This window comes from Specibacter sp. NPDC078709 (assembly GCF_040686795.1).
Taxonomy (GTDB): domain Bacteria; phylum Actinomycetota; class Actinomycetes; order Actinomycetales; family Micrococcaceae; genus Specibacter.
The window spans coordinates 1-22,018 of sequence record NZ_JBFBLU010000011.1 but is presented as its reverse complement, the minus strand read 5'-3'; the positions used below and the strand labels follow the sequence as shown (position 1 = coordinate 22,018).

Genomic DNA, 22,018 nt, shown 5'->3' with positions numbered 1-22,018 from the left:
GGGACAAAGGTGGTGGCGTGCCGTTCGCTCCCGGCAGGCGCTGCGGCACGGCCGTAGACGCCGCAGTGGCTGCCGCCGCACTTGTGTGCGCCGTGGCGCCGGTTGCTGGGGAACGGACGTAGGCTGGGGGCGTGAGGATCGATTTGCACACGCATTCAAATGTTTCCGACGGTACACAGGCTCCGGCCGAACTCGTGGCCGCAGCCGCCGCCGCGCGCCTTGATGTCATGGCGCTGACCGACCACGATTCCACGGATGGCTGGGATCGCGCGCTCGAGGCCGCCAGGCGCCACGGTGTGGGGCTGGTGCCCGGCATGGAAATTTCGTGCAAAACCTCGCGCGGCGTCAGCGTCCACCTGCTGAGTTATCTGCACGACCCGCTCAATGCGGACCTCCTCGAGGAAATCACCAAGGCCAAGGACGCTCGACTGACCCGCGCCGAACGCATGGTGGAGCGCCTGGCCGAGGACTATCCGCTGAACTGGGACGACGTCAGCGCCCATGTTGCCCCCGGCGCCACTGTGGGCCGCCCGCACATTGCCGACGCCTTGGTTGCCGCCGGCATCGTGGCTGACCGCAATGAGGCGTTCGCCAGCATCCTGACTTCCCATTCGCGTTACTTTGTCAGCCACTACGCGGTGGAGCCGGCGCTGGCCGTGGAACTGGTTCGCGCAGCCGGGGGAGTGCCCGTCTTTGCCCACCCCGTGGCATCGAGCCGGGGGAGGGTGGTGGCCCCGGAAATCTTCCATGACATGATCGACGCCGGACTCCTCGGTTTGGAGGTCGACCACCGGGACAATCCTCCCGAAGGACGCGCCTGGCTACGGCAATTGGCTCATGAGCGGGGACTATTCATCACCGGTTCTTCTGACTATCACGGAGCCGGAAAGCCCAACTTGCTAGGCGAAAACACTACCTCTCCCGAGGCTCTGGAACGGTTGTTGGCGTTGGGAACAGGAAGCACGCCCTACCTGCCATAACTCGTGCTGGAACTCTTGCAATAGCGCTCGCAGTCGCTCCTTCTACGGCCCGCCTATGCCCTACAAAGGGCCGATGGTTGCGCCATTGTTATCTCTTGAAGCACGTAACAGCCATGTTGAATCATCCGGAGCCTGTTATTGTAGGCAGAGTTGATTGGTTCGAATGGGCAACTAAATCTTGTCTAGAACCTGTTGTAGTCCCGTTGCCGGCTGAACGTCAGCCGTTGAACTTCCGGTAGTGAATAGTCGCCTTGTACGCGATTCACTTTGGGCCGCCTGCGCAGAAACATCTGCTTGCCGTGGTGGCTGGTCCCGGGCGGGAAAGTGCGCCGCGAAGTCCTTCACCGGATTACTTTGAGCACCTCTTTTTTGGGCGGCGCACGCTGTTTTTTGGCGGAATGCCGGTGAATTCCGTCCTAGCGAGAGGACAGATATGGTGCCGGATGGCGCAGGGCTGAACCAACTGGGAAGTTGGACAGTCATTGGACTATTAGTGCTGTTTTACGGTGGCACGTTGCTGATGACCTTCTTTATTGGTCGCAAGAATGAAAACGCTGACGGATATATGACAGCGGGCAACAAGGTTGGTTTTGGTATCTCGGCCGGAAGCATGACGGCCACATGGATCTGGGCATCCTCGATGTATGCCTCGGCCACCTCCGGCTACACGTACGGGATTTCCGGGCCCATCCACTACGGCTTGTGGGGCGCGTTGATGATCTTGTTCATCTACCCGTTCGGCAAACGAATCAGAGCCGTGGCGCCCAAGGCCCACACGCTCGCCGAGATCATGTACGCCCGGCACGGAAAATCCAGCCAGTTGATGCTGGCAGGTTCCAACATTGTTGGCTCGCTCATCAGCATCACCTCCAACTTCATTGCCGGTGGCGCGCTCATTGCGTTGTTGTCGCCCTTCAACTTCACCCAGGGCATCTTGTTCATGGGTGGCGGAATTTTGCTGTACTCACTGTGGTCTGGTTTTAGGGCATCGGTCATGACAGACGCCGTGCAGGTATTCGCTCTGCTCGGTGCCGTCGTCATCATCGTTCCCGTGGTGTTCTTTACTGCCGGCGGCCCAGATATGTTTGCCACAGGTGCTAGCAATCTGACCCCGCAGCAGTCCAACTTCTTCTCCTCCGAGGCCTTCCTGAATCAAGGTGCCCCGTACATTGCCGCAGTCCTGGCCTATGCCATTGGTAACCAGACCATTGCCCAGCGCCTCTTTGCTGTACGCGAGGACTTGATCAAGAAGACGTTCGTCACGGCCACAGTGGGCTACGGCGCCACCATCATCGGTGTTGGCATGCTCGGTGTCATGGCTCTATACGCCGGAATTGCGCCGATGGATGGGGACTCGAACAACTTGATCCCGCAGATGGCTGCAACGTATTTGGGCCCGATCCTACTGGGCGTCTTTCTGATCATGATTGTCAGCGCACTGTCCTCCACCGCGGACTCGGACCTCTCCGCCATGTCCTCGATCATGATGGCCGACGTCTATGGCCAAAACATTGCCAAAAAGGATAAAGCGAACCCCAAGACCATGCTGCTCATTGGCCGCATCACCATGGTTGTTGCCACTGGAGCAGGGCTGTACTTTGCCAGCGGAAAGCTGAACATCCTTGACCTCTTGGTCTTTGTTGGAGCACTCTGGGGTGCCTTGGTGTTCCCTGTCATTGCCAGCTTCTACTGGGAAAAGGTCACGAACAAGGCGTTCACCGTCTCCGTATTGGCCGCACTTGCCTGCTTCCTGCCTGTCCGTTTCGGATGGATTGCCATGGATGGAGCTACCGGCATCGTCGTCGACATGCTCGCCGTGATTGGCATAGGTGTTGTACTCGGCTTGATGGCTTTCGGCTTCTTCGGTCTGAAGATCGCCAAGATCGTGGCAGCTGTTGCCATCTTGGCTGCGGCCCCATTCGCCATCGGATTCTTACATGACTACGCCGTACTTTCAGGCTCGCTGGTGGCCTACGCCGTCAGCACCCTGGTGTGTTATTTCATGTGCTTCCGGAACAAGGCAACCTTTGATTTTGACAGCATCCAGGAGCGCATTGGCGACTTCGACAACCGAGCGGAAGCCAGCCATGACGGCACCGGTGCACTTCTTGAAGAGAAAGCGTAGGACCCAGCCGTGAGCGTATTTTTTCTGACCCTGTATGTCCTCATCTGTCCCGTGATCGTCACCGGCGTGATCTACGTGTTGGGACGGGCCCTCTGGCTGGAGATCCGTGAAGCCAAACGTGAAGGCCGCCCGCTGATTTAGTGCGATCGATGAACGGCTCAACAAAAATGCCGCCGTTTGACGGAAATGCCATAGTTCAAACCCTGGCATTTCCGTCAAACGGCGGCATTTTCACAAGTGGGCAGTGCTGTCCCTAGTCCTGCTTGTTAGTGACCTCGCCGTTGCGGCGGCGGGTACGTGTGCGGCGTGCCCGCGGCGCCCCAGCCTCGGCGGGAGCGGCAGCGGACTCGCCCTGCGTGGCAGCTGCGGAAGACGGACGACGGCGGCTGCGGCCGGCGTCGTTCTTCTCACCTGCGGGGGCGTCATCACGGCGGCGCTCACCATGGCGGGCACCTGAACGATTCCCTCCACGGTTTCCGCCACGCTCACCTTCGCGGGCTCCACCTTCGCGGGGGCCACGGCCGGATTCCTGCTTGGGGGAGTTGCGCTTGCCAGTCTCGCCCAGATCTTCCAGGACTTCGGCGTTGATGCCAGCGTGCGTACGCTTATCGCGCGGCAGGCGGCCCTTGGTGCCAACCGGAATATCCAGATCAGAGTAGAGGTGCGGGGAGGAGGAGTACGTCTCGATGGGTTCGGGAACGCTCAGACCCAGCGCCTTGTTAATCAGGCCCCAGCGAGGCATGTCATCCCAGTCAACGAACGTGACGGCCGTGCCCTTGTTGCCGGCGCGGCCCGTGCGGCCCACGCGGTGCAGGTAAATCTTTTCGTCTTCCACGCACTGGTAGTTGACCACGTGCGTGACGTCATCAACGTCAATACCGCGGGCGGCGACGTCGGTGGCGACCAGGACGTCAACCTTGTTGTTGCGGAAGGCGCGCAGGGCCTGCTCGCGGGCACCCTGGCCCAGATCGCCGTGGATGGCGGCTGCGGCGAAACCGCGGTCAACCAATTCCTCGGCAACCTTGGCAGCGGTGCGCTTGGTCTTGGTGAAGATGATGGAACGGCCGCGGCCGTTGGCCTGCAGGATCCGTGCCAAAACCTCGATCTTGTCCAGGTTGTGGGCCCGGTAGATCAGCTGGCGGATATCGCGTTTGGTCAGGCCTTCGTCGTCGGGATCGGCGGCGCGAATGTGCGTGGGCTGAGTCATGTAACGGCGGGCCATGGCAACAACCGGGCCCGGCATGGTGGCCGAGAACAGCATGGTCTGGCGCACCGGCGGGGTGCCGGCAATCAAGGTTTCAACATCGGGCAGGAAGCCCAGATCCAGCATTTCGTCGGCCTCGTCGAGGATGACCATGCGGACGTGCTTGACGTTCAGGTGGCGCTGTTTGAGTAAGTCGATCAGACGGCCGGGGGTTCCAACAATCAGTTCAACGCCCTTTTGCAGGGCCTCGACCTGAGGCTCGTACGCGCGGCCACCGTAGATGGTGGCGATGCGGATGCCGCGGTGCTTGGAGGCAGTGGTGAGGTCGTTGGCAACCTGAACGGCGAGCTCACGCGTGGGCACGATGATCATGGCCTGGGGTGCGCCCGGGGCTGCGAGCTTCTCAAAGCCCTCATCCTTGGGAGCAACAATGCGGTTCAACGCGGGGATACCGAAGCCTAGGGTCTTACCGGTTCCGGTCTTGGCCTGGCCAATGATGTCGTGACCGGTCAGTGCGATGGGCAGCGTCATGGCCTGGATGGGGAAGGGGTGCGTGATCCCGGCTTCGGTCAGCGAGGAAACAATCTCGTGGTGAACGCCAAAGCTGGCGAACGTTTCCTTCTCCTCCTGACGCGGCGGTTCGTTGCTGCTCAGCGTTCCGTCAATCTCAACGTTTTCGTTGCCGTCTTCTGCTTGCAGCAGGGAATCTGTTTCAATGCTCAAATGCTTACCATTCAATTCGTCTATACAAGGTGCCGCCAACCGGGCTCAACGCTGGCACAAGAGGCCTCACGGAACAGCAGAATAGCGGCACTATCTTAGGGAAGCCGATCGCGGGCTTGCAATTTCTTGCCATCCCGGAGCCACAAACGGCAGGTGCGGGAAGAGCTGATAAGACGCGCGTAGGGGCGGGCTTGTTGAATCAAAAACTAATAATCAACGACCGGGCATCCATGTCTACATGCTCAGTCTAGCGGCACAGCTGCAAATACCGCGGCGAACATAGCGCAGATGACAATGTTGCGCGCTAACAGTGGCGCCGGAGCTGCTCAACTGCCATACCAACAGCGCCATGTTCGACGGCGGGAAGCGAGTGCAGCGGGTGGCTTCAGGCAGGTGAAGGCTAGACGGTTCAGGTCGGTGGGGCCTAGGCGGGGATGAACTTAATGCTTCGCCCAGCAATGTCCACGGAGGCTAGCTTGACCCGCACTGCGGTGCCCGGTTCTAGGTCACCGTCGCAATACGCCGTCACGGCAGGCTCCTGAATCTGGATGGAGCTGCGTGCCGCGGCTGCTTTGGTGTTGTGCCCGTTCTTCTTCGGCCCGGCAAGCACCACGGCGTCAAATTCGCTTCCCACCCGGTGACTGAGCAGCGCCGCCTCCACCGTGTCAACGGCGGCCCGATCCACCTTGTTGGCCAGCTGGTTTGAGGCAGCCATAATCTCTGGCAACTCATCCAGAGCGGCAACGGCCCAGTCCGGAACCTCCTCGTTGGCGCAGAGCGAGGCACAAATAGCCAGCACAAATCGATCCACTAGACGGCGCAACGGTGCAGTGGTGTGGGCGTACGGCGCGGCTACGGCCGCCTGCAGCACGTGCTCCGGCACCTCACCATTAAAGGGTGTGTAGCCGGCACCGCGGAACAGTGTTGTGGCGGCATGCATGAGCGCTAGATGTTTGGGGTTGGAAGTGTTCAAGGTTCGCAGATAGGCCCCATAGGCCAGATCCTCACCCCACGGTTCACCCAACGCCACAGTCTGCAATCGGTAGGCGGCAATGGCTTCCTCATCAGGTGCCGGCATGGTGCGCAAGATGCCCACTTTGCCCTCAAGCATTACCTGGGCCGCAGCCATCCCGGTGAGCAGTGAAATCTGGGCGTTCCAGTCTTCGATGGGCAGATTGGGACGGAACTCCAACACGTACTTGCCGTCAACGAATTCAACTTCCTGAGCAGGCACATTCAAGCTAGCGCCGCCCCGGACCCGTTCCAGCTCGATGCGTTTTGTCCCAATCTCAGCCAACAGCGCCAAGATGCCGGCGACGGCGGCCGGTGCGTTCCCGGCGTCGTGCATCTCTTGAGCTTCTTCGTAACCCAGCTTCGCGATGCTTTGCACGGTGGCGCGCCGGACGGAGGCCGAGGTTTGGGCGCCGTCGGCGTCGAGGTGGATTTCCCAGACGTAGGCGGAGCGCGGATCGTTGGCGAAGAGGCTCGCCGCACCCTCGCTCAGGGGCAACGGATGCAGAGGAATGCGCTGGCCAGGGGTGTAAATGGTTTGGCCGCGGCGGCGCGTCTCGGCATCCAGCGGGCCACCGGCGGGGACAAAGGCGGGGACATCGGCAATGGCATAGTGGACCACGTAGCCGTCGTCGCTACGCTGCAGGTACATGGCCTGATCCAGATCCTGAGAAGTGGGCGGGTCAATGGTGATGAAGGGCAGCGCGGTGAGATCCGGTGCAGGCAATTGATGGCCTGCGATCACCGCATCCACCTCAGCCAAAACATCCGGGGCAAAGCCGTCTGGCAGCTTAAACTCATCGCTCAAGGCGGCGAGGGCCTGGGCTAGGGACTGTTGCGCGGCGCTACTACTGACGCCAATATGTGAGTACGGCACGATTTCAGCGTAAACGATTCGTGTGCGCGAACATGGGCGGCGCGGCACAGACTACGCTGGTACTTATGAGTATTTCAGCTTCCGAGGCCGATGATTCCGTCTCTGCAGGCGAACTGAGCGCCCGTTATGACAACTTCGTGGTGGACCTGTTGGGCAGCATCGCATACGGCGAGCTCTCCGCGTTTGAACGGCTAGCCAACGACGCCCGGCATTCGCCCTCGCTGTCCGACAGAGCCGTGCTGGGCAAAATGGCGGTCTCCGAGTTTGGCCATTACGAAGCCATGTGTGCCCGGTTGCTGGAGATGGGCATGGATCCGGAACTCGCCATGGCCCCATACCAGCGCATGGTTGATGCCTTCCATGAACGCACCCGCCCCGCCGATTGGCACGAGTCCTTGATGAAGGCCTACGTGGTGGAAGCCATCACAGAAGAGTTCTACGCCGCGATTGCCGAACATCTGGACGAGTCCACGCGTGCCGCCATTGCAGCGGTGCGCACCAGTGATGAGCAGAACGCTCTGCTCGCCAAACTGTTGAAGAGCATGCTGGCGCAGGACCCCCGGCTCTCGTCCAGGTTGGCGTTGTGGGGGCGTCGTTTGGTGGGGGAGGCGCTGACACAGGTGGAGCGCATCGGCGCCAAGCACAGCTTCTTGGTGGGGTTGCGACCCGACGGAACTCAGGAGGCGGCCGCAGCCGAGGTTTCGAAAATTCTTAGCACTCTGACCCGCAACCATTCCAAACGAATGAGCCAGCTGGGACTGACAGCCTAAGTTTTTTACTTTTCGGGGAGGAGCGGACAGCGGTGGCGAGTGCAGTCGCAGGTGGTGGTGGTGGACTTAGCCGCCGCGGACGTCGGCCAGGATGCGTTCAAGCGTCTCGGCAGCGCTCTCTTGTTCGGTGATTCTTAGCTCCGCAATGCCGGCCAGCGGATTCCAGCCTCGGTACCAGCCGCGCATAGCGTCTTCGCCAAAGTCGGCCCGCTTGTCAGGACGGGTTGCATGTCGGCGTAACGTCTCCTCAAAGCTGAGGTCGTAGGCGTAAAAAAGGCTCCGCCCCTGATGCCCGTCCCGCAGCGTGAGGAACACTTCGCTATAAGTATTGGCGTTGAACATGCCTTCCATAATGACGGTGCGGCCGTGTTGCAGCGCCAAGGCAGCCGACTGCTGAATGAGCGCGATACTCAGCGCGGAGTAATTTCCGGCCTCGCCCAAAATAGTCCGGCGAAAATTGTCTTGCTCGATCCACACTCCGTCCAGTTCCTGCTGCAAAGCGCAGGCCACCGTGCTCTTGCCGGAGCCAGAGTTGCCACGCAGCACGATCAGGAGGGACATCTCTCCATCAAAGCACGTTCGACGGCGGATGGCTCCTGCCGCTGTCGACTCACCGGAACGACGCGTTCGCTACGCGTAGCTCTCTCCCCGTGACTCGCTGCGCTCGTACGGGCCCCGCGTTCGCTACGCTTAGCCCGTGGGAAAACGACGCGGGACCTCGGTTGGCAGTAGTTCCTTTAGCCGTGTCTTGGCGCTCTTGGTCGCCGGAACGTTCTTTATGGAGATTTTGGACGGCACCATTATTGCCACGGCTGCTGCCGCAATAGCCGCAGATCTGAACGTTCGTCCAGTGGACATCAACTTGGCCATGACCTCGTACCTGATCACCCTGGCTGTGGGTATTCCGATCAGCGGCTGGTTGGCTGAACGCTTTGGGGCTCGGCGTGTGTTCACGTCCGCCATCGCCATCTTCACTATTGCCTCCCTATTGTGCGCACTGAGCCCGAATCTGATGTTCCTTTGCGGAGCGCGGATGCTCCAAGGCATGGGCGGGGCGATGATGGTTCCAGTAGGTCGGTTGGTGGTGCTGCGTGAGGCAGATAGGAAAGAATTCCTAGAAGCCATCGCCTACCTGACCTGGCCCGCGCTCATAGCACCGGTGATTGCCCCGGTGTTGGGTGGCCTGCTGGTCACGTATTCCAGCTGGCACTGGATCTTCCTCATCAACGTCCCCTTGGGGATAGTTGCCTTCATTGTGGCCACCAGAGTTGTTCCGGACATCAGAGCCAGGAAGCTGCCACCGCCGGACTGGGTAGGTTTCCTGCTGTGCGGCACAGCCTTGGCCGCGCTGGTGATAGGTATGGAACTGGTGGGTGCGGCACCCACGCCGTGGGCCGGCGTCGTACTTTGGTTTGTGCTGGCAGCAGCCGGGACCGTGGCAGCGCTCTGGTGGTTTAGACGCTCACAGCACCCGCTACTGGATCTGCGTGCTCTGCGGATCCCCACATTTTTGGTGGGCAACCGCGGCGGTGCGCTTTACCGGCTGGTGATTAATGCGGTGCCGTTTTTACTACCGCTGATGTTCATGATCGGATTCGGCTGGAGTGCGCTTGAGGCGGGCCTGATGACCATGGCCGTGTTCGCCGGGAACGTGCTGATCAAGCCAGTCACCTCGCCCATGATCCGGCGTTTCGGGTATCGCCGTGTGCTGCTGCTCAGCAATATAGGCGGCACCCTGACACTGGTGGCCTGCGCCTTCCTGAACCCCGAAACGCCACTGGCGCTCATCGCCGTCGTACTATTTGCCAGCGGGGTGCTGCGCTCGATCGGCTTCAGTGCCTACAACACCTTGCAGTTCATGGACGTACCCAAGGCGCGGATGGCCGGAGCCAACACACTCTCCTCCACGATCGCTCAGGTCGCAACAGGCCTAGGCATTGCCGTGGGTGCTCTGATTTTGCGGGGGGCCGAAGCCATCCTGGCCCGAATCCCGGAGACTGCGCCAGTGACGGGCTACCAGTGGACATTCGCTGTGCTCGGGGTGATCATGCTGTACCCGGTGGTCGAAGCGCTGCGCATGCACCGGAGCGCGGGGGAATTGCTCAGCTAGCGGTGAGGTGAACTGCTCAGCTAGAACCTGGGTGGCCGGACGCTTTGCGGTTGGGCAGAAACAGCGCCGCAATCGCGGCCGCACCGCCGGCGAGAACGGCCAAAGCGGCGGCCATGGCACTCCACCCAAACTGTTGGAACACCAAGCCTGCGCTCCAGCCGATCACGCTGGAACCGGAGTAGTAACTGAGGTTATAGAGGGAAGACGCCTGGGCTCGGCCAGTGGTGGCTAACGCTCCAGTCCACCCCGACGCGATACTGTGCGCGCCAAAAAAACCTGCCGTAAATAACACCAGCCCCATCAAAATCAGGACGATCGGGCTTGCCAGCGTCATGGCCAGCCCGCCCACCATGACGCCGATCGACGCCAACAACACTGCACGGCGACCCCAGCGACCAGCCATTCCGGCTACCATCCGTGAGGAGAATGTCCCTGCCAAATACGCCAGAAAGAGCAGCGCCACTGCCGACGCGGGAAAGAGGTAGGGTGGTGCTTCCAAACGGAACCCCAGATAGTTGTACACACTGACAAAGGCGCCCATCAACAAGAAAGCTTGGGCGTACAAAGCCAGCAAGGAACTGCTGCGTAGTTGGGGGATTAGCCTGCCTAACACTGCGCCAAAGCCCACCCGGGGCGAGGGAATGAAACCCCTCGGGCGGGGCGCCAGACCAAGGAAAGCCACGGCCGCCACCGCCGCGCAGAGTGAGACGGCGAGCGTGCCCATACGCCAACCGGCCACATCCGCGACAGGTCCGGCCAGCAGCCGACCAAATAGTCCACCCAGTGTGGTCCCAGCAACGTAGGCGCCAGCTGCGGCCGCCGCATGGGATGCCCTGACTTCTTCGCTGAGGTAGGCGATCGCCAAGGCGGGGATACCGCCCAGCGCTGCACCCTCCAGCGCTCGCAGAACCAACAGAATTTCAAAATTTGGGGCCGCCGGAACCAATAAACCCATGATGGTTGCCAGAATGACGGCCAGCCCCATGGTGCGGACCCGGCCCCAGCGGTCGGCAACAAAAGACCAAGGCAAAACTGCTGCGGCAAGCCCGATCGTTGCCACTGACACCGTCAACGAGGCCTGCGCCGCAGAGACATTCAAGTCCCGCGAAACCAGAGGCAATAGTCCCTGCAGCGAATACAACTGGGCGAACGTTGCCACCCCGGCACAAGCCAGCGCAGCCAAGATCCGACGATATCCAGAACTGCCACGCTGGTGCCCGTCCCAGTGAGCTGCCGTACCCGCCACAGGATGAATCGGGCCGTTAGAGTCAGCCACTAATCACCACTTATACGGTTCCTTGTCCATGGCCACTGCCCATACCAGCTATGCGTCACTGGATGATTTTCTCTGGCGAAAGCATGCACCAGCCCGAGTTACAGCCTAGCCTCAACCACTCCCAATATGAGGTTGGGACAAAGGCTGTTAGCGCAGAACGACTGTACGGTTCCCGGAGAGAATGATCCGGCCCTCGGCATGCCATCTCACGGCGTTGGTTAGCGCCTTGCATTCGGCGTCTTTACCGACCGCGACCAGATCCGCAGGACTGTAGGTGTGGTCCACCTCGATGACTTGTTGGGCGATGATCGGCCCCTCATCCAGTTCAGCGTTGACGTAGTGAGCCGTGGCGCCGACCGTTTTGACTCCGCGTTCGTATGCCTGGTGGTATGGCTTGGCGCCCTTGAAACTGGGCAGGAAGGAGTGATGAATATTGATTGCACGCCCCGATAGCACCTTGGTCAAATCATCACTGAGAACCTGCATGTACCGCGCCAGCACCACCAGCTCAGCCGTGTATTGATCCACCAACTCCAGCAACTGGGCTTCGGCGGCCGGCTTCGTATCAGGGGTCACCGGGATGTGGTGGAACGGAATTCCATGCCAGTCCACCAAATCCTTGTGCGTCTCATGGTTAGAGACAACAGCCACGATCTCCACCGGAAGTTCGCCGGTACGGGCCCGGAAGAGCAGATCATTGAGGCAGTGGCCAAACTTGGAAACCATGACCAGGATGCGTTCTTTACGGGCCTGCGGTTCCAGCCGCCACCGCATGCCCCACTGCTCGGCGAGGGGCGCAAAATCGCTCCGCAGCTGATCCGCAGATGGCCCATCTGCGGTGGCCAGGAAGTGTACCCGCATGAAGAACTGCCGCACCTGCTGGTCACCGAACTGCTTGATATCCACGATGTAGCAGCCATGCTCGAGCAGATAGTGCGCTACTGCGTGCACAATTCCGGGGTTCTCGACGCAGTTAAGAGTCAGGATGAACCCTTCCCCAGTTGCAGGAATTTCACTGTGAACGTTCGACGGCGTCAACGGCTCCGTGGTCATCGTCCAGCCTCTTCTTCGTGTGCCAGGCTACGGGCTGTGCTGGCCTCCGCCTCTGTTACGAGATCTGCCTTGAAATTGCGGTAGCGGGCCAAGTGGCCGGGGGTCTTGCCAATGAAGTACCAGACCACCGCAAGTGCAATGAACCAGATGGGCGTAACCAACAGGGCGATCAACGTATCGACCTGAGTTGTCAGGGCCCATAGGACAAAGGCGAAGAAAGCGAAGACAACGTAGACCATGGGGATACCGCCAGGCATCTTGAATTTGGAGGCCTCGTGCAATTCAGGGCGACGGCGACGGAAGGCAAGGTAGCTGGCCAGAATGATGGACCAGACAAAGACGAAGCAGACAGCAGCCACGGTGGTGACCATTTCAAAGGCTTTGCTGATGTCTTCGCCGACGTATAGCAACACGATGCTGGACAAGAGCAGGACACAGGAAAGGAACAACGCGTTGTTGGGGACCTTGCGGTTAGACAACTTGGCGAATCTGGCAGGGGCATCGCCTTCCATGGCCAGGCCATAAACCATGCGGGAGGTGGAATAGATCCCGGAGTTCGCTGAGGACATCGCTGACGTCAGCACCACAAGGTTGATGATGGTGGCTGCCGCTCCGAGTCCGGCCAAGGAGAACATGGCGATAAACGGGCTGCTTCCGGCCGAGAACTGGGTCCAGGGAATGACTGCCATCAGGATGATCAAGGCGCCTACATAGAACAGCAGCACGCGGATCGGGATGGAGTTGATGGCTTTTGGAAGGTTCTTCTCCGGATCTTTGGCCTCAGCAGCGGTGGTACCGACCAGTTCAATGCCGACGAAGGCAAACACAGCGATCTGGAATCCGGCAACAAAGCCCATGAACTCATTCGGGAAGAAGCCGCCGTGGCTCCACAGGTTCGTGAAGCTTGCTGTTCCAAAATCAGACTGGAAACGGCTAAAGATCATGAATAGGCCCACAGCGATCAGAGCCACAATGGCAATGATCTTGATGAGGGCAAACCAGAACTCTGTCTCACCGAAGGCCTTCACCGTGGTCAGGTTTAGGATCAGCAAGATTCCTACTGTGACCACACCCGGGATCCACAAGGGAATGCCCGGCAAAAGGACATCTGAGTAGGCGGCGATCGCGATGACGTCAGCGATGCCTGTGATAACCCAGCAGAACCAGTACGTCCAGCCGGTGAAGAAGCCTGCCCAGGGGCCCAGCAAATCTGCGGCAAAGTCGCTAAAAGACTTGTAATGGAGGTTGCTGAGCAACAGTTCACCCATGGCTCGCATGACAAAGAACAGCATGAATCCGATGATCATGTACACAAAGATCACCGACGGTCCGGCGGCGGAAATGGTTTTGCCGGAACCCATAAACAAGCCGGTTCCAATGGCACCGCCAATGGCAATGAGCTGGATATGGCGGTTGCTGAGTTGGCGCTCGAGCTGGGGTGGCTCGTCCGAGAGGGGCGCGGTATGGCGAGTAGTCAAAGGAATTCCTTCGTTCAGGTGGCATGGAGCACCACGAAGATTTTTTCCTCCCCACTCTGTATGGGACCTGAGAGTTTTCGCGTTTCTAAAAAATAGTGAACGCTTGCACCGTCGGTGAGTCCGTTTCCCGGACTGCTTTCCAGAGTTGCCTAGCCGTGGCGGTACAGGGGCCTGAGAGATTCCCGGGGAGGGTTTGCTCCTTCGGCGCCTACCGATATCGCTGGGAGGACTCTCCCGCCGCGGATCATAGGCACTGCAAAACTTAAAATAAAGAAGGGTGACGCGAGTCACAGATTAGCCTGAACTTTGGGCCATGTGCAAGACGTATCCAGAAAGTCGTCCGGAACGGCAGGAAATGGGGCCGCCGCGGCCATCAAGGAGGCCTCCTTGATGGGGCGACTTGGTGGAACCGCTGAAGTGCCTGACTCGGACACGAAGCGGCGACGGCTCGGACGGAGGAGTTGCACTAAGTGCGAGCCATCGGGTAGTGTGTGCCGAGAATCACCTACATTTGAATATGCCTTTTGAACCGTGGCGGGAGAGTCCTCCCAGCAATGTGTGAGGCGCCGTAGGAGCAAATCCTCCCCAGGAATCTCTCAGGCCCCCGTACCGTCATGGCGAGGCAACTCTGGAAAGCAGCCGGATTAATCCGGTTCACCGACGGTGCAAAGCGGATCACAAATCTGCGGAATCTCTCAGGTCCAAGACAGAGCGGGGAGGAACCCCACTCATGCCGAAGCTTTCGCCCGGCCGTACCTTGGAGTTCCCCTTGACGATTCAGTCCCTTCCTAGCGTGTTCGCCGATCGCCATATTGGTGCCCGTGAACAATCGCATGTCGATTCCATGCTCAAAGCCATTGGCTATGACAGCGTCGATTCACTCGTTGATATGGCCGTTCCCGATTCCATTCGCCAGAGCACGCCGCTGGCGTTGCAGGCCGCGTTGAGTGAGGTTGAAGTCCTGACCCAGCTGCGTGGGCTCGCAGCAAAGAACACCATGGCCGTGCAGATGATCGGCCAGGGCTACTACAACACCGTGACGCCGCCGGTGATCATGCGCAACATCCTCGAAGCTCCGGCCTGGTACACGGCGTACACGCCGTACCAGCCGGAGATTTCCCAAGGCCGCCTTGAGGCACTCTTGAACTTCCAGACCATGGTCAGCGACTTGACCGGTCTGCCCGTCGCCAACGCCTCCCTGCTCGATGAAGCAACGGCCGTGGCCGAGGCTGTGCTGCTCATGCGCCGCTCCAACAAGACCAAGGGAGCCGGCGAGGCCAAGACCGTTTTGGACTCGGATCTGCTGCCGCAGACCATCGCCATCGTCAAGGGCCGCGCCGAAGCCCTCGGTTTTGAGGTTGAGGTTGCCGATCTTTCCCTGGGTCTGCCCGAAGGTGCCATCAACGGCGTCGTTTTGCAGCAGCCCGGCGTCTCCGGCCGTGTCTTCAACCACGCACCGGTCATCGCCGCCGCCAAGGAACAGGGCGCACTGGTCACCGTTGCCGCCGATCTGCTCGCGCTGACGCTTATCACCCCTCCCGGTGAGCAGGGCGCCGACATCGCCGTAGGAACTGCCCAGCGCTTCGGTGTTCCGCTGTTCTTCGGTGGACCGCACGCCGCTTACATGGCTGTCCGCAACGGCATGGAGCGTTCACTGCCCGGCCGCATCGTTGGCGTCTCCAAGGACAACACCGGCTTGTCGGCCTACCGCCTGGCCCTGCAGACCCGCGAGCAGCACATCCGCCGCGAGAAGGCCACCTCCAACATCTGTACTGCGCAGGCATTGCTGGCTATCGTGGCTTCCATGTACGCCGTCTACCACGGCCCCTCCGGTCTGAAGGCCATTGCCGAAACCGTCCACGGGCACGCCCGCACCTTGGCAGCGGCACTGCAGGGATCCGGCGTCGAGCTTGTCAATGACTCCTTCTTCGACACCCTCACGGTGCGCGCACCGGGCCGCGCCAACGCACTGGTCGCCATCGCCGAGCGCGACGGTATCAACTTGCGTCCCATCGACGCCGATCACGTCGGTATTTCCGTCGATGAAACCACGACGTCGGACATTGTGGCCCGCGTGGCCGCCGTGTTTGGTGCCGCACCGGCAGGAGACGGCACGGATGCGGGCAGCAGCTCAGATTTCGCATTGCCCGCTGAGACTGTGCGCGTCTCGGATTTCCTGACTCACCCGGTCTTCAACACGCACCGCTCCGAAACCCAGATGCTGCGTTACATCCGCCGCCTCAGCGACCGCGACCTGGCGCTTGACCGCACCATGATCCCCTTGGGCTCTTGCACCATGAAGCTCAATGCAACGGCTGAGATGGAAGCCATGTCATGGCCCGGATTTGCTTCCATCCACCCCTTCGCTCCGGATTCACAGACTGTTGGTTGGCGTGAACTGATCGGTGGCTTGGAAGCCGATCTGGCCGAAATCACCGGCTACGATCAGGTCTCCATCCAGCCCAACGCTGGTTCGCAGGGTGAGCTCGCTGGCCTGCTGGCGATCCGCGGCTACCACCTCTCCCGTGGCGACGCCCAGCGCACCATCTGCCTCATTCCGCAATCGGCTCACGGCACCAACGCAGCCTCAGCTGTGCTGGCTGGCATGAAGGTTGTTGTTGTCGCTACCGCAACGGACGGCACCATTGACCACGCTGACCTGACGGCCAAGATTGAGAAGCACAAGGATCAGCTCTCGGCCATCATGATCACCTACCCGTCCACGCACGGCGTGTACGACGCCGATGTGACCGATGTGTGCGACGCCGTCCACGCAGCTGGTGGCCAGGTCTACGTTGACGGTGCCAACCTCAACGCTCTGGTTGGTTTGGCTCAGCCCGGTAAGTTCGGCGGCGACGTCAGTCACCTGAACCTGCACAAGACCTTCTGCATCCCGCACGGCGGTGGCGGCCCCGGCGTTGGTCCGGTTGCAGCCAAGGCGCACCTGGCTCCGTTCATGCCCGGCGATGCCAACGCGTCCGGCACGATCGAGGGGACCGGTGTGCCGATCTCGGCTACCCGCTTCGGTTCCGCCGGCGTACTGCCCATCTCCTACGCTTACGTGAAGCTCATGGGCGCCAAGGGTCTCACCGAAGCCACCAAGTCTGCGCTGTTGGCTGCCAACTACATTGCCTCGCAGCTCAACGAGCACTACCCGGTGCTGTACACCGGCGCCGGTGACCTGGTGGCCCACGAGTGCATCCTGGATCTGCGGGATCTGACGGCCAAGACCGGTGTGAGCGCCGAAGACGTGGCCAAGCGCCTCATCGACTACGGCTTCCACGCACCCACGCTGTCCTTCCCCGTATCCGGCACCCTTATGGTGGAGCCCACCGAGTCCGAAGACTTGGCTGAGATCAACCGCTTCATCACCGCCATGATCAGCATCCGCCAGGAAATCGATCAGGTAGCCGAGGGTACGTTCACACTCGTTGACAGCCCGCTGCGCAATGCACCTCACACGGCTGCTGCCGTCGTGAACTCAGATTGGGACCGCGGCTACTCCCGCGAACAGGCTGTGTTCCCTGTGGCTGCGCTGCGCCAGGACAAGTACTTCCCGCCGGTCGGCCGCATTGACGGCGCAGCCGGTGACCGCAACTTGGTCTGCTCCTGCCCGCCCATCGAAGATTTCGAAGACTAACCACCACCGCAAAGGAATTCCCATGACTGAGAACCACACTTCCCTTTACGGCGAGCACCAGAAGGCCGGGGCCTCGTTCACCGACTTTGGTGGCTGGCAGATGCCGTTGAAGTACTCTTCCGAACTCGCAGAACACCACGCCGTACGCAAGGCTGCCGGCCTCTTTGACCTCTCCCACATGGGCGAAGTCTGGGTCACCGGTGCCGATGCTGCCGCGTTCTTGGACTACGCCCTGGCCGGCAAGCTTTCCGCTGTGGCCGTGGGTAAGGCCAAGTATTCGCTAATCTGCAACGTCGACGGCGGCATTGTGGACGACCTGATTTCTTACCGCCTCGGCGATGAGAAGTTCCTCGTGGTACCCAACGCAGGCAACGCAGCCACCGTTGCAAAACTGTTGGTTGAACGCGCCGCCGGCTTCGATGTCGTGGTCGAAGACGTCACCATGGAAACCTCTTTGGTTGCCGTGCAGGGACCTAACGCAGCAGCCATTTTGCTGACGCTGGTACCGGAAGACCAGCACGCTCTCGTGACCGAGATGAAGTACTACGCAGCTGCCTACGTGAGCATCAACGGTCAGGAGCTGCTGCTGGCCCGCACCGGCTACACGGGTGAAGACGGCTTTGAAATCTATGTCCCCAACGCTGATGCTGTAGCCCTGTGGCAGGTACTGATGGAGAACGGCGCAGATCAGGGCCTGGTCCCTGCCGGTCTGGCAAGCCGGGACTCCCTGCGTCTGGAAGCTGGCATGCCCCTCTACGGCAACGAGCTCTCCGTATCGGGTCACGCCTACTCAGCCGGTATGGGTCCGGTGGTTTCGCTGGCCAAGGAAAGCGACTTCGTCGGCAAGGCCGCACTGGCCGCCATCAAGGAATCGGGCGACGGCGTCACGTCTGGCCGTAAGCTCGTGGGCTTGAAGGGTCTGGGGCGTCGCGCAGCCCGCGGTCACTACTCCGTCATGAAGGACGGCGCTGTCATTGGCGAAGTCACCTCAGGCCAGCCCAGCCCCACCCTTGGTTACCCCGTAGCCCTGGCCTACGTTGATGTGGCACATGCCGAAGTTGGCACGCAGCTCGATGTTGACCTCCGCGGCAAGGCTGAGCCCTTTGAAGTAGTCGCACTGCCTTTCTACAAGCGTCAAAAGTAATTTCCCGCATTTAGAGATATTCCCTAAGACACCTAAGGACCATCATGAGCAAGGTAGCAGCAGAACTAAAGTACTCCGCCGAACACGAGTGGATTGCGCGCGACGGCGCGGGTCCAGCCACCATCGGCGTCTCAGCCGTGGCCGCAGACGCCCTCGGCGACATTGTGTACGTTGACCTGCCCGAGGTGGGCGCCACCGTGACCGCCGGTGATGTATGTGGCGAGATCGAGTCAACGAAGTCCGTCTCCGATTTGTACTCACCCGTGACCGGTGTGGTGACCGAGACCAACTCCGGAGCCATTGAGGATCCGGCCATCATCAACTCCGATCCTTATGGGGCCGGCTGGTTGTTCAAGGTTGACGTTGAGTCCGATGGTCCCTTGCTCACCGCAGAAGAGTACGCGGCTGCAAACGGTGGCGAGCTGTGAGCGGGGCAGTTTCCGCCGTGGACTTCGTGCAGGTAGTTTCACCGAGCCTGGACGCCACGCTGGCAGACCTTGACCCCGAAGTTGCGGTTCAGATTGACGCCGAGCTGGCACGCCAGCGCAGCGGTCTGGAAATGATCGCTTCGGAGAACCACACCGCGGCAGCAGTCATGGCGGCTCAGGGCTCGGTCCTGACCAACAAGTACGCCGAAGGTTACCCGGGCCGCCGCTACTACGGTGGCTGCGAGCACGTGGATGTCATTGAGCAGCTGGCTATTGACCGTGTCAAGGATTTGTTCGGTGCCGGATTCGCAAACGTTCAGCCGCACTCCGGCGCCCAGGCCAACGCCTCGGTCATGCATGCACTGATCAAGCCCGGCGACACCATCATGGGCCTGAACTTGGCCCACGGCGGGCACCTCACGCACGGCATGAAGATTAACTTCTCCGGCCGCCTGTACAACGTGGTTCCGTACCAGGTTCGCGAAGACACACATCAGGTGGACATGGCCGAGGTCGAGCGCCTGGCGCTCGAGCACAAGCCGGCCCTCATTGTTGCTGGCTGGTCCGCTTACGCCCGCCAGCTGGACTTCGCCGAATTCCGCCGTATCGCGGATCTGGTGGGGGCCTACCTCATGGTGGACATGGCGCACTTTGCCGGTCTGGTGGCTGCCGGGCTGCACCCCTCACCGGTGCCGCACGCACACGTGGTCACTTCCACCACTCACAAGACGTTGGCCGGCCCGCGCGGCGGCATCATCTTGAGCAACGACGCCGACATCGCCAAGAAGATCAACTCTGCGGTGTTCCCCGGACAGCAGGGCGGCCCTTTGGAGCACGTCATCGCTGGCAAGGCAGTGGCGTTCAAGATTGCTGGCACGCCGGAGTTCAAGGAACGTCAGGAACGTGTCTTGGCTGGTTCGGCCATCTTGGCCAAGCGCCTCATGGAGGACGATGTTTCGGCTAAGGGAATCTCCGTGATTTCCGGTGGTACCGATGTGCACCTGGTACTGGTTGATCTGCGCAACTGCGAGCTCAATGGGCAGGAGGCCGAGGACCGTTTGGCCGCGATCGACATCACCGTCAACCGCAACGCCGTGCCGTTCGATCCGCGTCCGCCCATGGTCACCTCGGGTCTGCGTATTGGCACCCCGGCATTGGCTACTCGCGGATTTGGCGAGGCGGCCTTTGTGGAAGTAGCTGACATCATTGCCGAGGCGCTCATTGCTGACGCCTCAGCTGACCTGTCAGGTTTGCGTGCCCGCGTTGAGGCTCTGGCCGCAGCGCACCCGTTGTACCCGTCAGTGGCAAATCTGTCCTAACGGGACCCTCCCTGTGGTGGCCGTCTTGGACGGCGGCCACCACAGGGACTGGCTGGGCATGCACCGTCACGGTGCGCCCGGCCCTCCGGCGGGATTCGCTTCTGAGCTATCTGAGTTGTCGGAGTAGTATTTGCACTTGAGTGAGGTACTCACATGTCTGTTGGCGTTTTTGACTTGTTTACGGTGGGAATCGGTCCATCCAGTTCCCACACAGTGGGTCCCATGCGGGCTGCTGCGGCTTTTGCCAAGGAGCTGAACGAGCAGCACATTTTGGAGCGCGTTGCCGCTGTCCGCGTGGACCTCTATGGCTCGTTAGCGGCCACGGGCCGCGGACACGGCACCATGACAGCTGTTCTGCTAGGCCTGGAAGGCCGCGAACCTGAGCTGATTCTGCCTGAGGAAGTCGAAGCTCGTCTGGCTGCCTTTGCTGCCGGAGAGCCACTCTTGGTCGGTGGAACTGTGCCGCTGGCCTACGGTGCCGATGACATCATCTTGCATCCACTGACCATTTTGCCCCGTCATACGAACGGCATGAAGCTCAACGTCAGCGACGCCGCAGGTGAAGTGATCCATGAGGCCACGTACTTCTCCGTTGGCGGTGGGTTCATCATTCGTGAAGACGCGGTGGAAGAAGCCGTCGCTGAGCTGGAATCATCCAAAGCCCTTTTACCTTATCCTTTCCGCACGGCGGCAGAACTGCTCAGGCATTGTGCCACCGCAGGCGGCAACTTCAGCGACGTCATGCTCGCCAACGAGCTCGTGGAACGCAGTGAAGATCAGGTCCGTGCCGGACTGTTGCACATTCGCGACGTCATGGACCAGTGCAAGGACGCCTCCCTTGCCCGTGAGGGCATACTCCCCGGCGGCCTGAATGTTCGACGCCGGGCTCCAGCCTGGCACGAACGCCTCCGTGCCGAGGATCCTGACCGTGACCCGAAGTTCTGGCAGGAGTGGGTCAACCTGGTGGCCCTTGCTGTCAACGAGGAGAATGCTTCCGGCGGGCGCGTAGTCACTGCGCCAACTAACGGTGCTGCCGGCATCATTCCTGCTGTCATGTTCTATGCAACCCACTACATCGACGGGATGCACAACGCATCACAAGAGGCGATTGACGCCGTCGTGGTTAAATTCCTGCTCGCAGCCGGTGCCGTGGGTGTCCTGTATAAGGAACAGGCCTCCATTTCCGGCGCGGAGGTGGGCTGTCAGGGCGAGGTGGGTTCGGCGTCGTCCATGGCGGCTGCGGGACTGGCTGAAGTCATGGGTGGCACCCCGGAACAGGTGGAGAATGCCGCCGAAATTGCCATGGAACACAACCTCGGGCTGACCTGCGATCCCATTGGTGGGCTCGTGCAGATTCCGTGCATCGAACGCAACGCGATTGCTGCGGCCAAGGCCATCAACGCGGCGAAAATGGCGTTGTGGGGCGATGGTCAACACCGCGTCTCCCTCGACGAGGTCATCATCACCATGCGTGAAACTGGACGCGATATGTCCTCCAAATACAAGGAAACAGCCATGGGCGGCCTCGCCGTCAACGTGGTGGAATGCTAAAACAGCCAAACCCCACGTATGCGGGGCCAGCACTTTTCTTATGCGCCCCACTCGCCACAAGTTGAGCGCGTGTTGTCCACTGGCGCACAACTCAGCACGAGCTGAACGCATAAAAGAACAACCCGAACAACCATGCGCACACCCCACAACCAGTCCAACGCATAGAAGAAGTTCCCAGCCGCTGCGCCAACAAGTATTGCAAGGAGAGTCATGTCATTGAACCCTGAGGGACGTAAGTTGTTGCGGATTGAGCAGCGTAATGCTGCGGTTCCGGTTGAGCGTAAGCCGGAGTGGATGAAGACGAAGGTCGAGATGGGCCCGGAGTTCAT

At 60.5% G+C, this 22,018-nt stretch carries 16 protein-coding genes, 1 pseudogene and 2 riboswitches; of the genes and pseudogenes, 11 read left to right on the top strand and 6 right to left on the bottom strand.

Translation table 11 applies throughout. From position 1 onward, the window contains the following. Positions 1 to 131 precede the first annotated feature (131 nt). The 3 genes from AB0P14_RS16235 (at position 132) to AB0P14_RS16225 (ending at position 3,246) form a co-directional block, all read left to right on the top strand. Positions 132 to 980 carry a PHP domain-containing protein gene (locus tag AB0P14_RS16235; protein WP_363844584.1) on the top strand — a complete coding sequence of 283 codons (849 nt, stop codon included), beginning with the start codon at positions 132 to 134 and terminating at the stop codon, positions 978 to 980. A 433-nt stretch (positions 981 to 1,413) separates the two neighbouring features. Then, positions 1,414 to 3,105 (top strand): sodium:solute symporter family protein, encoded by a 1,692-nt coding sequence (locus tag AB0P14_RS16230; RefSeq protein WP_363844581.1) that lies wholly within the window; start codon positions 1,414 to 1,416, stop codon positions 3,103 to 3,105. Positions 3,106 to 3,114: 9 nt separating this feature from the next. Continuing rightward, complete coding sequence (locus AB0P14_RS16225; protein WP_363844578.1) at positions 3,115 to 3,246, top strand: putative transporter small subunit; 132 nt, start codon at positions 3,115 to 3,117, stop codon at positions 3,244 to 3,246. A 112-nt stretch (positions 3,247 to 3,358) separates the two neighbouring features. On the opposite strand, the gene AB0P14_RS16220 is transcribed toward AB0P14_RS16225, so the two are convergent. Further along, a complete protein-coding gene (locus AB0P14_RS16220) occupies positions 3,359 to 5,026 on the bottom strand; it encodes a DEAD/DEAH box helicase (protein ID WP_363844781.1) in 1,668 nt (555 codons plus the stop codon). A 430-nt stretch (positions 5,027 to 5,456) separates the two neighbouring features. Then, positions 5,457 to 6,920, bottom strand: coding sequence for an RNB domain-containing ribonuclease (locus AB0P14_RS16215; protein WP_363844575.1), 1,464 nt, complete (start codon positions 6,918 to 6,920; stop codon positions 5,457 to 5,459). A 65-nt stretch (positions 6,921 to 6,985) separates the two neighbouring features. On the opposite strand from AB0P14_RS16215, the gene AB0P14_RS16210 reads away from it, so the two are divergent. Then, positions 6,986 to 7,690, top strand: coding sequence for a ferritin-like fold-containing protein (locus AB0P14_RS16210; RefSeq protein ID WP_363844572.1), 705 nt, complete (start codon positions 6,986 to 6,988; stop codon positions 7,688 to 7,690). Between the two features lie 66 nt (positions 7,691 to 7,756). Here AB0P14_RS16210 and AB0P14_RS16205 read toward each other — a convergent pair whose 3' ends face one another. After that, positions 7,757 to 8,251: an AAA family ATPase gene (locus tag AB0P14_RS16205; RefSeq protein WP_363844569.1), complete on the bottom strand. Its 495-nt coding sequence runs from the start codon at positions 8,249 to 8,251 to the stop codon at positions 7,757 to 7,759. Positions 8,252 to 8,387: 136 nt separating this feature from the next. Here AB0P14_RS16205 and AB0P14_RS16200 point away from each other — a divergent pair, with 136 nt between their 5' ends. Further along, entirely contained in the window at positions 8,388 to 9,800 is a 1,413-nt protein-coding gene (locus AB0P14_RS16200; RefSeq protein WP_363844566.1) for an MFS transporter, read from the top strand. A 16-nt stretch (positions 9,801 to 9,816) separates the two neighbouring features. Here AB0P14_RS16200 and AB0P14_RS16195 read toward each other — a convergent pair whose 3' ends face one another. The 3 genes from AB0P14_RS16195 to AB0P14_RS16185 all read right to left on the bottom strand — a co-directional run bounded on the left by AB0P14_RS16195 (position 9,817) and on the right by AB0P14_RS16185 (position 13,607). Then, positions 9,817 to 11,076, bottom strand: coding sequence for an MFS transporter (locus AB0P14_RS16195; RefSeq protein ID WP_363844563.1), 1,260 nt, complete (start codon positions 11,074 to 11,076; stop codon positions 9,817 to 9,819). A gap of 147 nt (positions 11,077 to 11,223) precedes the next feature. Further along, a complete protein-coding gene (gene purU, locus AB0P14_RS16190) occupies positions 11,224 to 12,129 on the bottom strand; it encodes a formyltetrahydrofolate deformylase (RefSeq protein ID WP_363844560.1) in 906 nt (301 codons plus the stop codon). Beyond that, entirely contained in the window at positions 12,126 to 13,607 is a 1,482-nt protein-coding gene (locus tag AB0P14_RS16185) for an amino acid permease (protein ID WP_363844557.1), read from the bottom strand. Before AB0P14_RS16185 ends, purU begins: the two co-directional genes overlap by 4 nt. 149 nt (positions 13,608 to 13,756) lie before the next feature. Further along, a riboswitch (glycine riboswitch) is annotated at positions 13,757 to 13,854 on the bottom strand. Between the two features lie 278 nt (positions 13,855 to 14,132). Next, a riboswitch (glycine riboswitch) is annotated at positions 14,133 to 14,229 on the top strand. 147 nt (positions 14,230 to 14,376) lie between these two features. Here AB0P14_RS16185 and gcvP point away from each other — a divergent pair. The 6 genes and pseudogenes from gcvP to AB0P14_RS16155 form a co-directional block, all read left to right on the top strand. Further along, complete coding sequence (gene gcvP, locus AB0P14_RS16180) at positions 14,377 to 17,247, top strand: aminomethyl-transferring glycine dehydrogenase (protein WP_363844778.1); 2,871 nt, start codon at positions 14,377 to 14,379, stop codon at positions 17,245 to 17,247. A 22-nt stretch (positions 17,248 to 17,269) separates the two neighbouring features. Beyond that, positions 17,270 to 18,391 (top strand): glycine cleavage system aminomethyltransferase GcvT, encoded by a 1,122-nt coding sequence (gene gcvT, locus AB0P14_RS16175; RefSeq protein WP_363844553.1) that lies wholly within the window; start codon positions 17,270 to 17,272, stop codon positions 18,389 to 18,391. Positions 18,392 to 18,435: 44 nt separating this feature from the next. Beyond that, complete coding sequence (gene gcvH / locus AB0P14_RS16170; RefSeq protein WP_363844550.1) at positions 18,436 to 18,819, top strand: glycine cleavage system protein GcvH; 384 nt, start codon at positions 18,436 to 18,438, stop codon at positions 18,817 to 18,819. Then, positions 18,816 to 20,138, top strand: coding sequence for a serine hydroxymethyltransferase (gene glyA, locus AB0P14_RS16165; RefSeq protein ID WP_363844547.1), 1,323 nt, complete (start codon positions 18,816 to 18,818; stop codon positions 20,136 to 20,138). The genes gcvH and glyA overlap by 4 nt, the downstream gene beginning before the upstream one ends. A gap of 153 nt (positions 20,139 to 20,291) precedes the next feature. Further along, positions 20,292 to 21,689 (top strand): L-serine ammonia-lyase, encoded by a 1,398-nt coding sequence (locus AB0P14_RS16160; protein ID WP_363844544.1) that lies wholly within the window; start codon positions 20,292 to 20,294, stop codon positions 21,687 to 21,689. Between the two features lie 210 nt (positions 21,690 to 21,899). Continuing rightward, positions 21,900 to 22,018: pseudogene (locus AB0P14_RS16155) on the top strand (lipoyl synthase); the annotation flags it as partial.

What these genes read in the sequence shown, in the direction of transcription:
- AB0P14_RS16230 (WP_363844581.1), top strand. Translation starts at nt 1,414, where the DNA reads ATGGTGCCGGATGGCGCAGGGCTGAACCAACTGGGAAGTTGGACAGTC.
- AB0P14_RS16210 (WP_363844572.1), top strand. Translation starts at nt 6,986, where the DNA reads ATGAGTATTTCAGCTTCCGAGGCCGATGATTCCGTCTCTGCAGGCGAA.
- purU (WP_363844560.1), bottom strand. Translation starts at nt 12,129, where the DNA reads ATGACCACGGAGCCGTTGACGCCGTCGAACGTTCACAGTGAAATTCCT.
- AB0P14_RS16160 (WP_363844544.1), top strand. Translation starts at nt 20,292, where the DNA reads ATGTCTGTTGGCGTTTTTGACTTGTTTACGGTGGGAATCGGTCCATCC.
- AB0P14_RS16205 (WP_363844569.1), bottom strand. Translation starts at nt 8,251, where the DNA reads ATGTCCCTCCTGATCGTGCTGCGTGGCAACTCTGGCTCCGGCAAGAGC.
- gcvT (WP_363844553.1), top strand. Translation starts at nt 17,270, where the DNA reads ATGACTGAGAACCACACTTCCCTTTACGGCGAGCACCAGAAGGCCGGG.
- gcvH (WP_363844550.1), top strand. Translation starts at nt 18,436, where the DNA reads ATGAGCAAGGTAGCAGCAGAACTAAAGTACTCCGCCGAACACGAGTGG.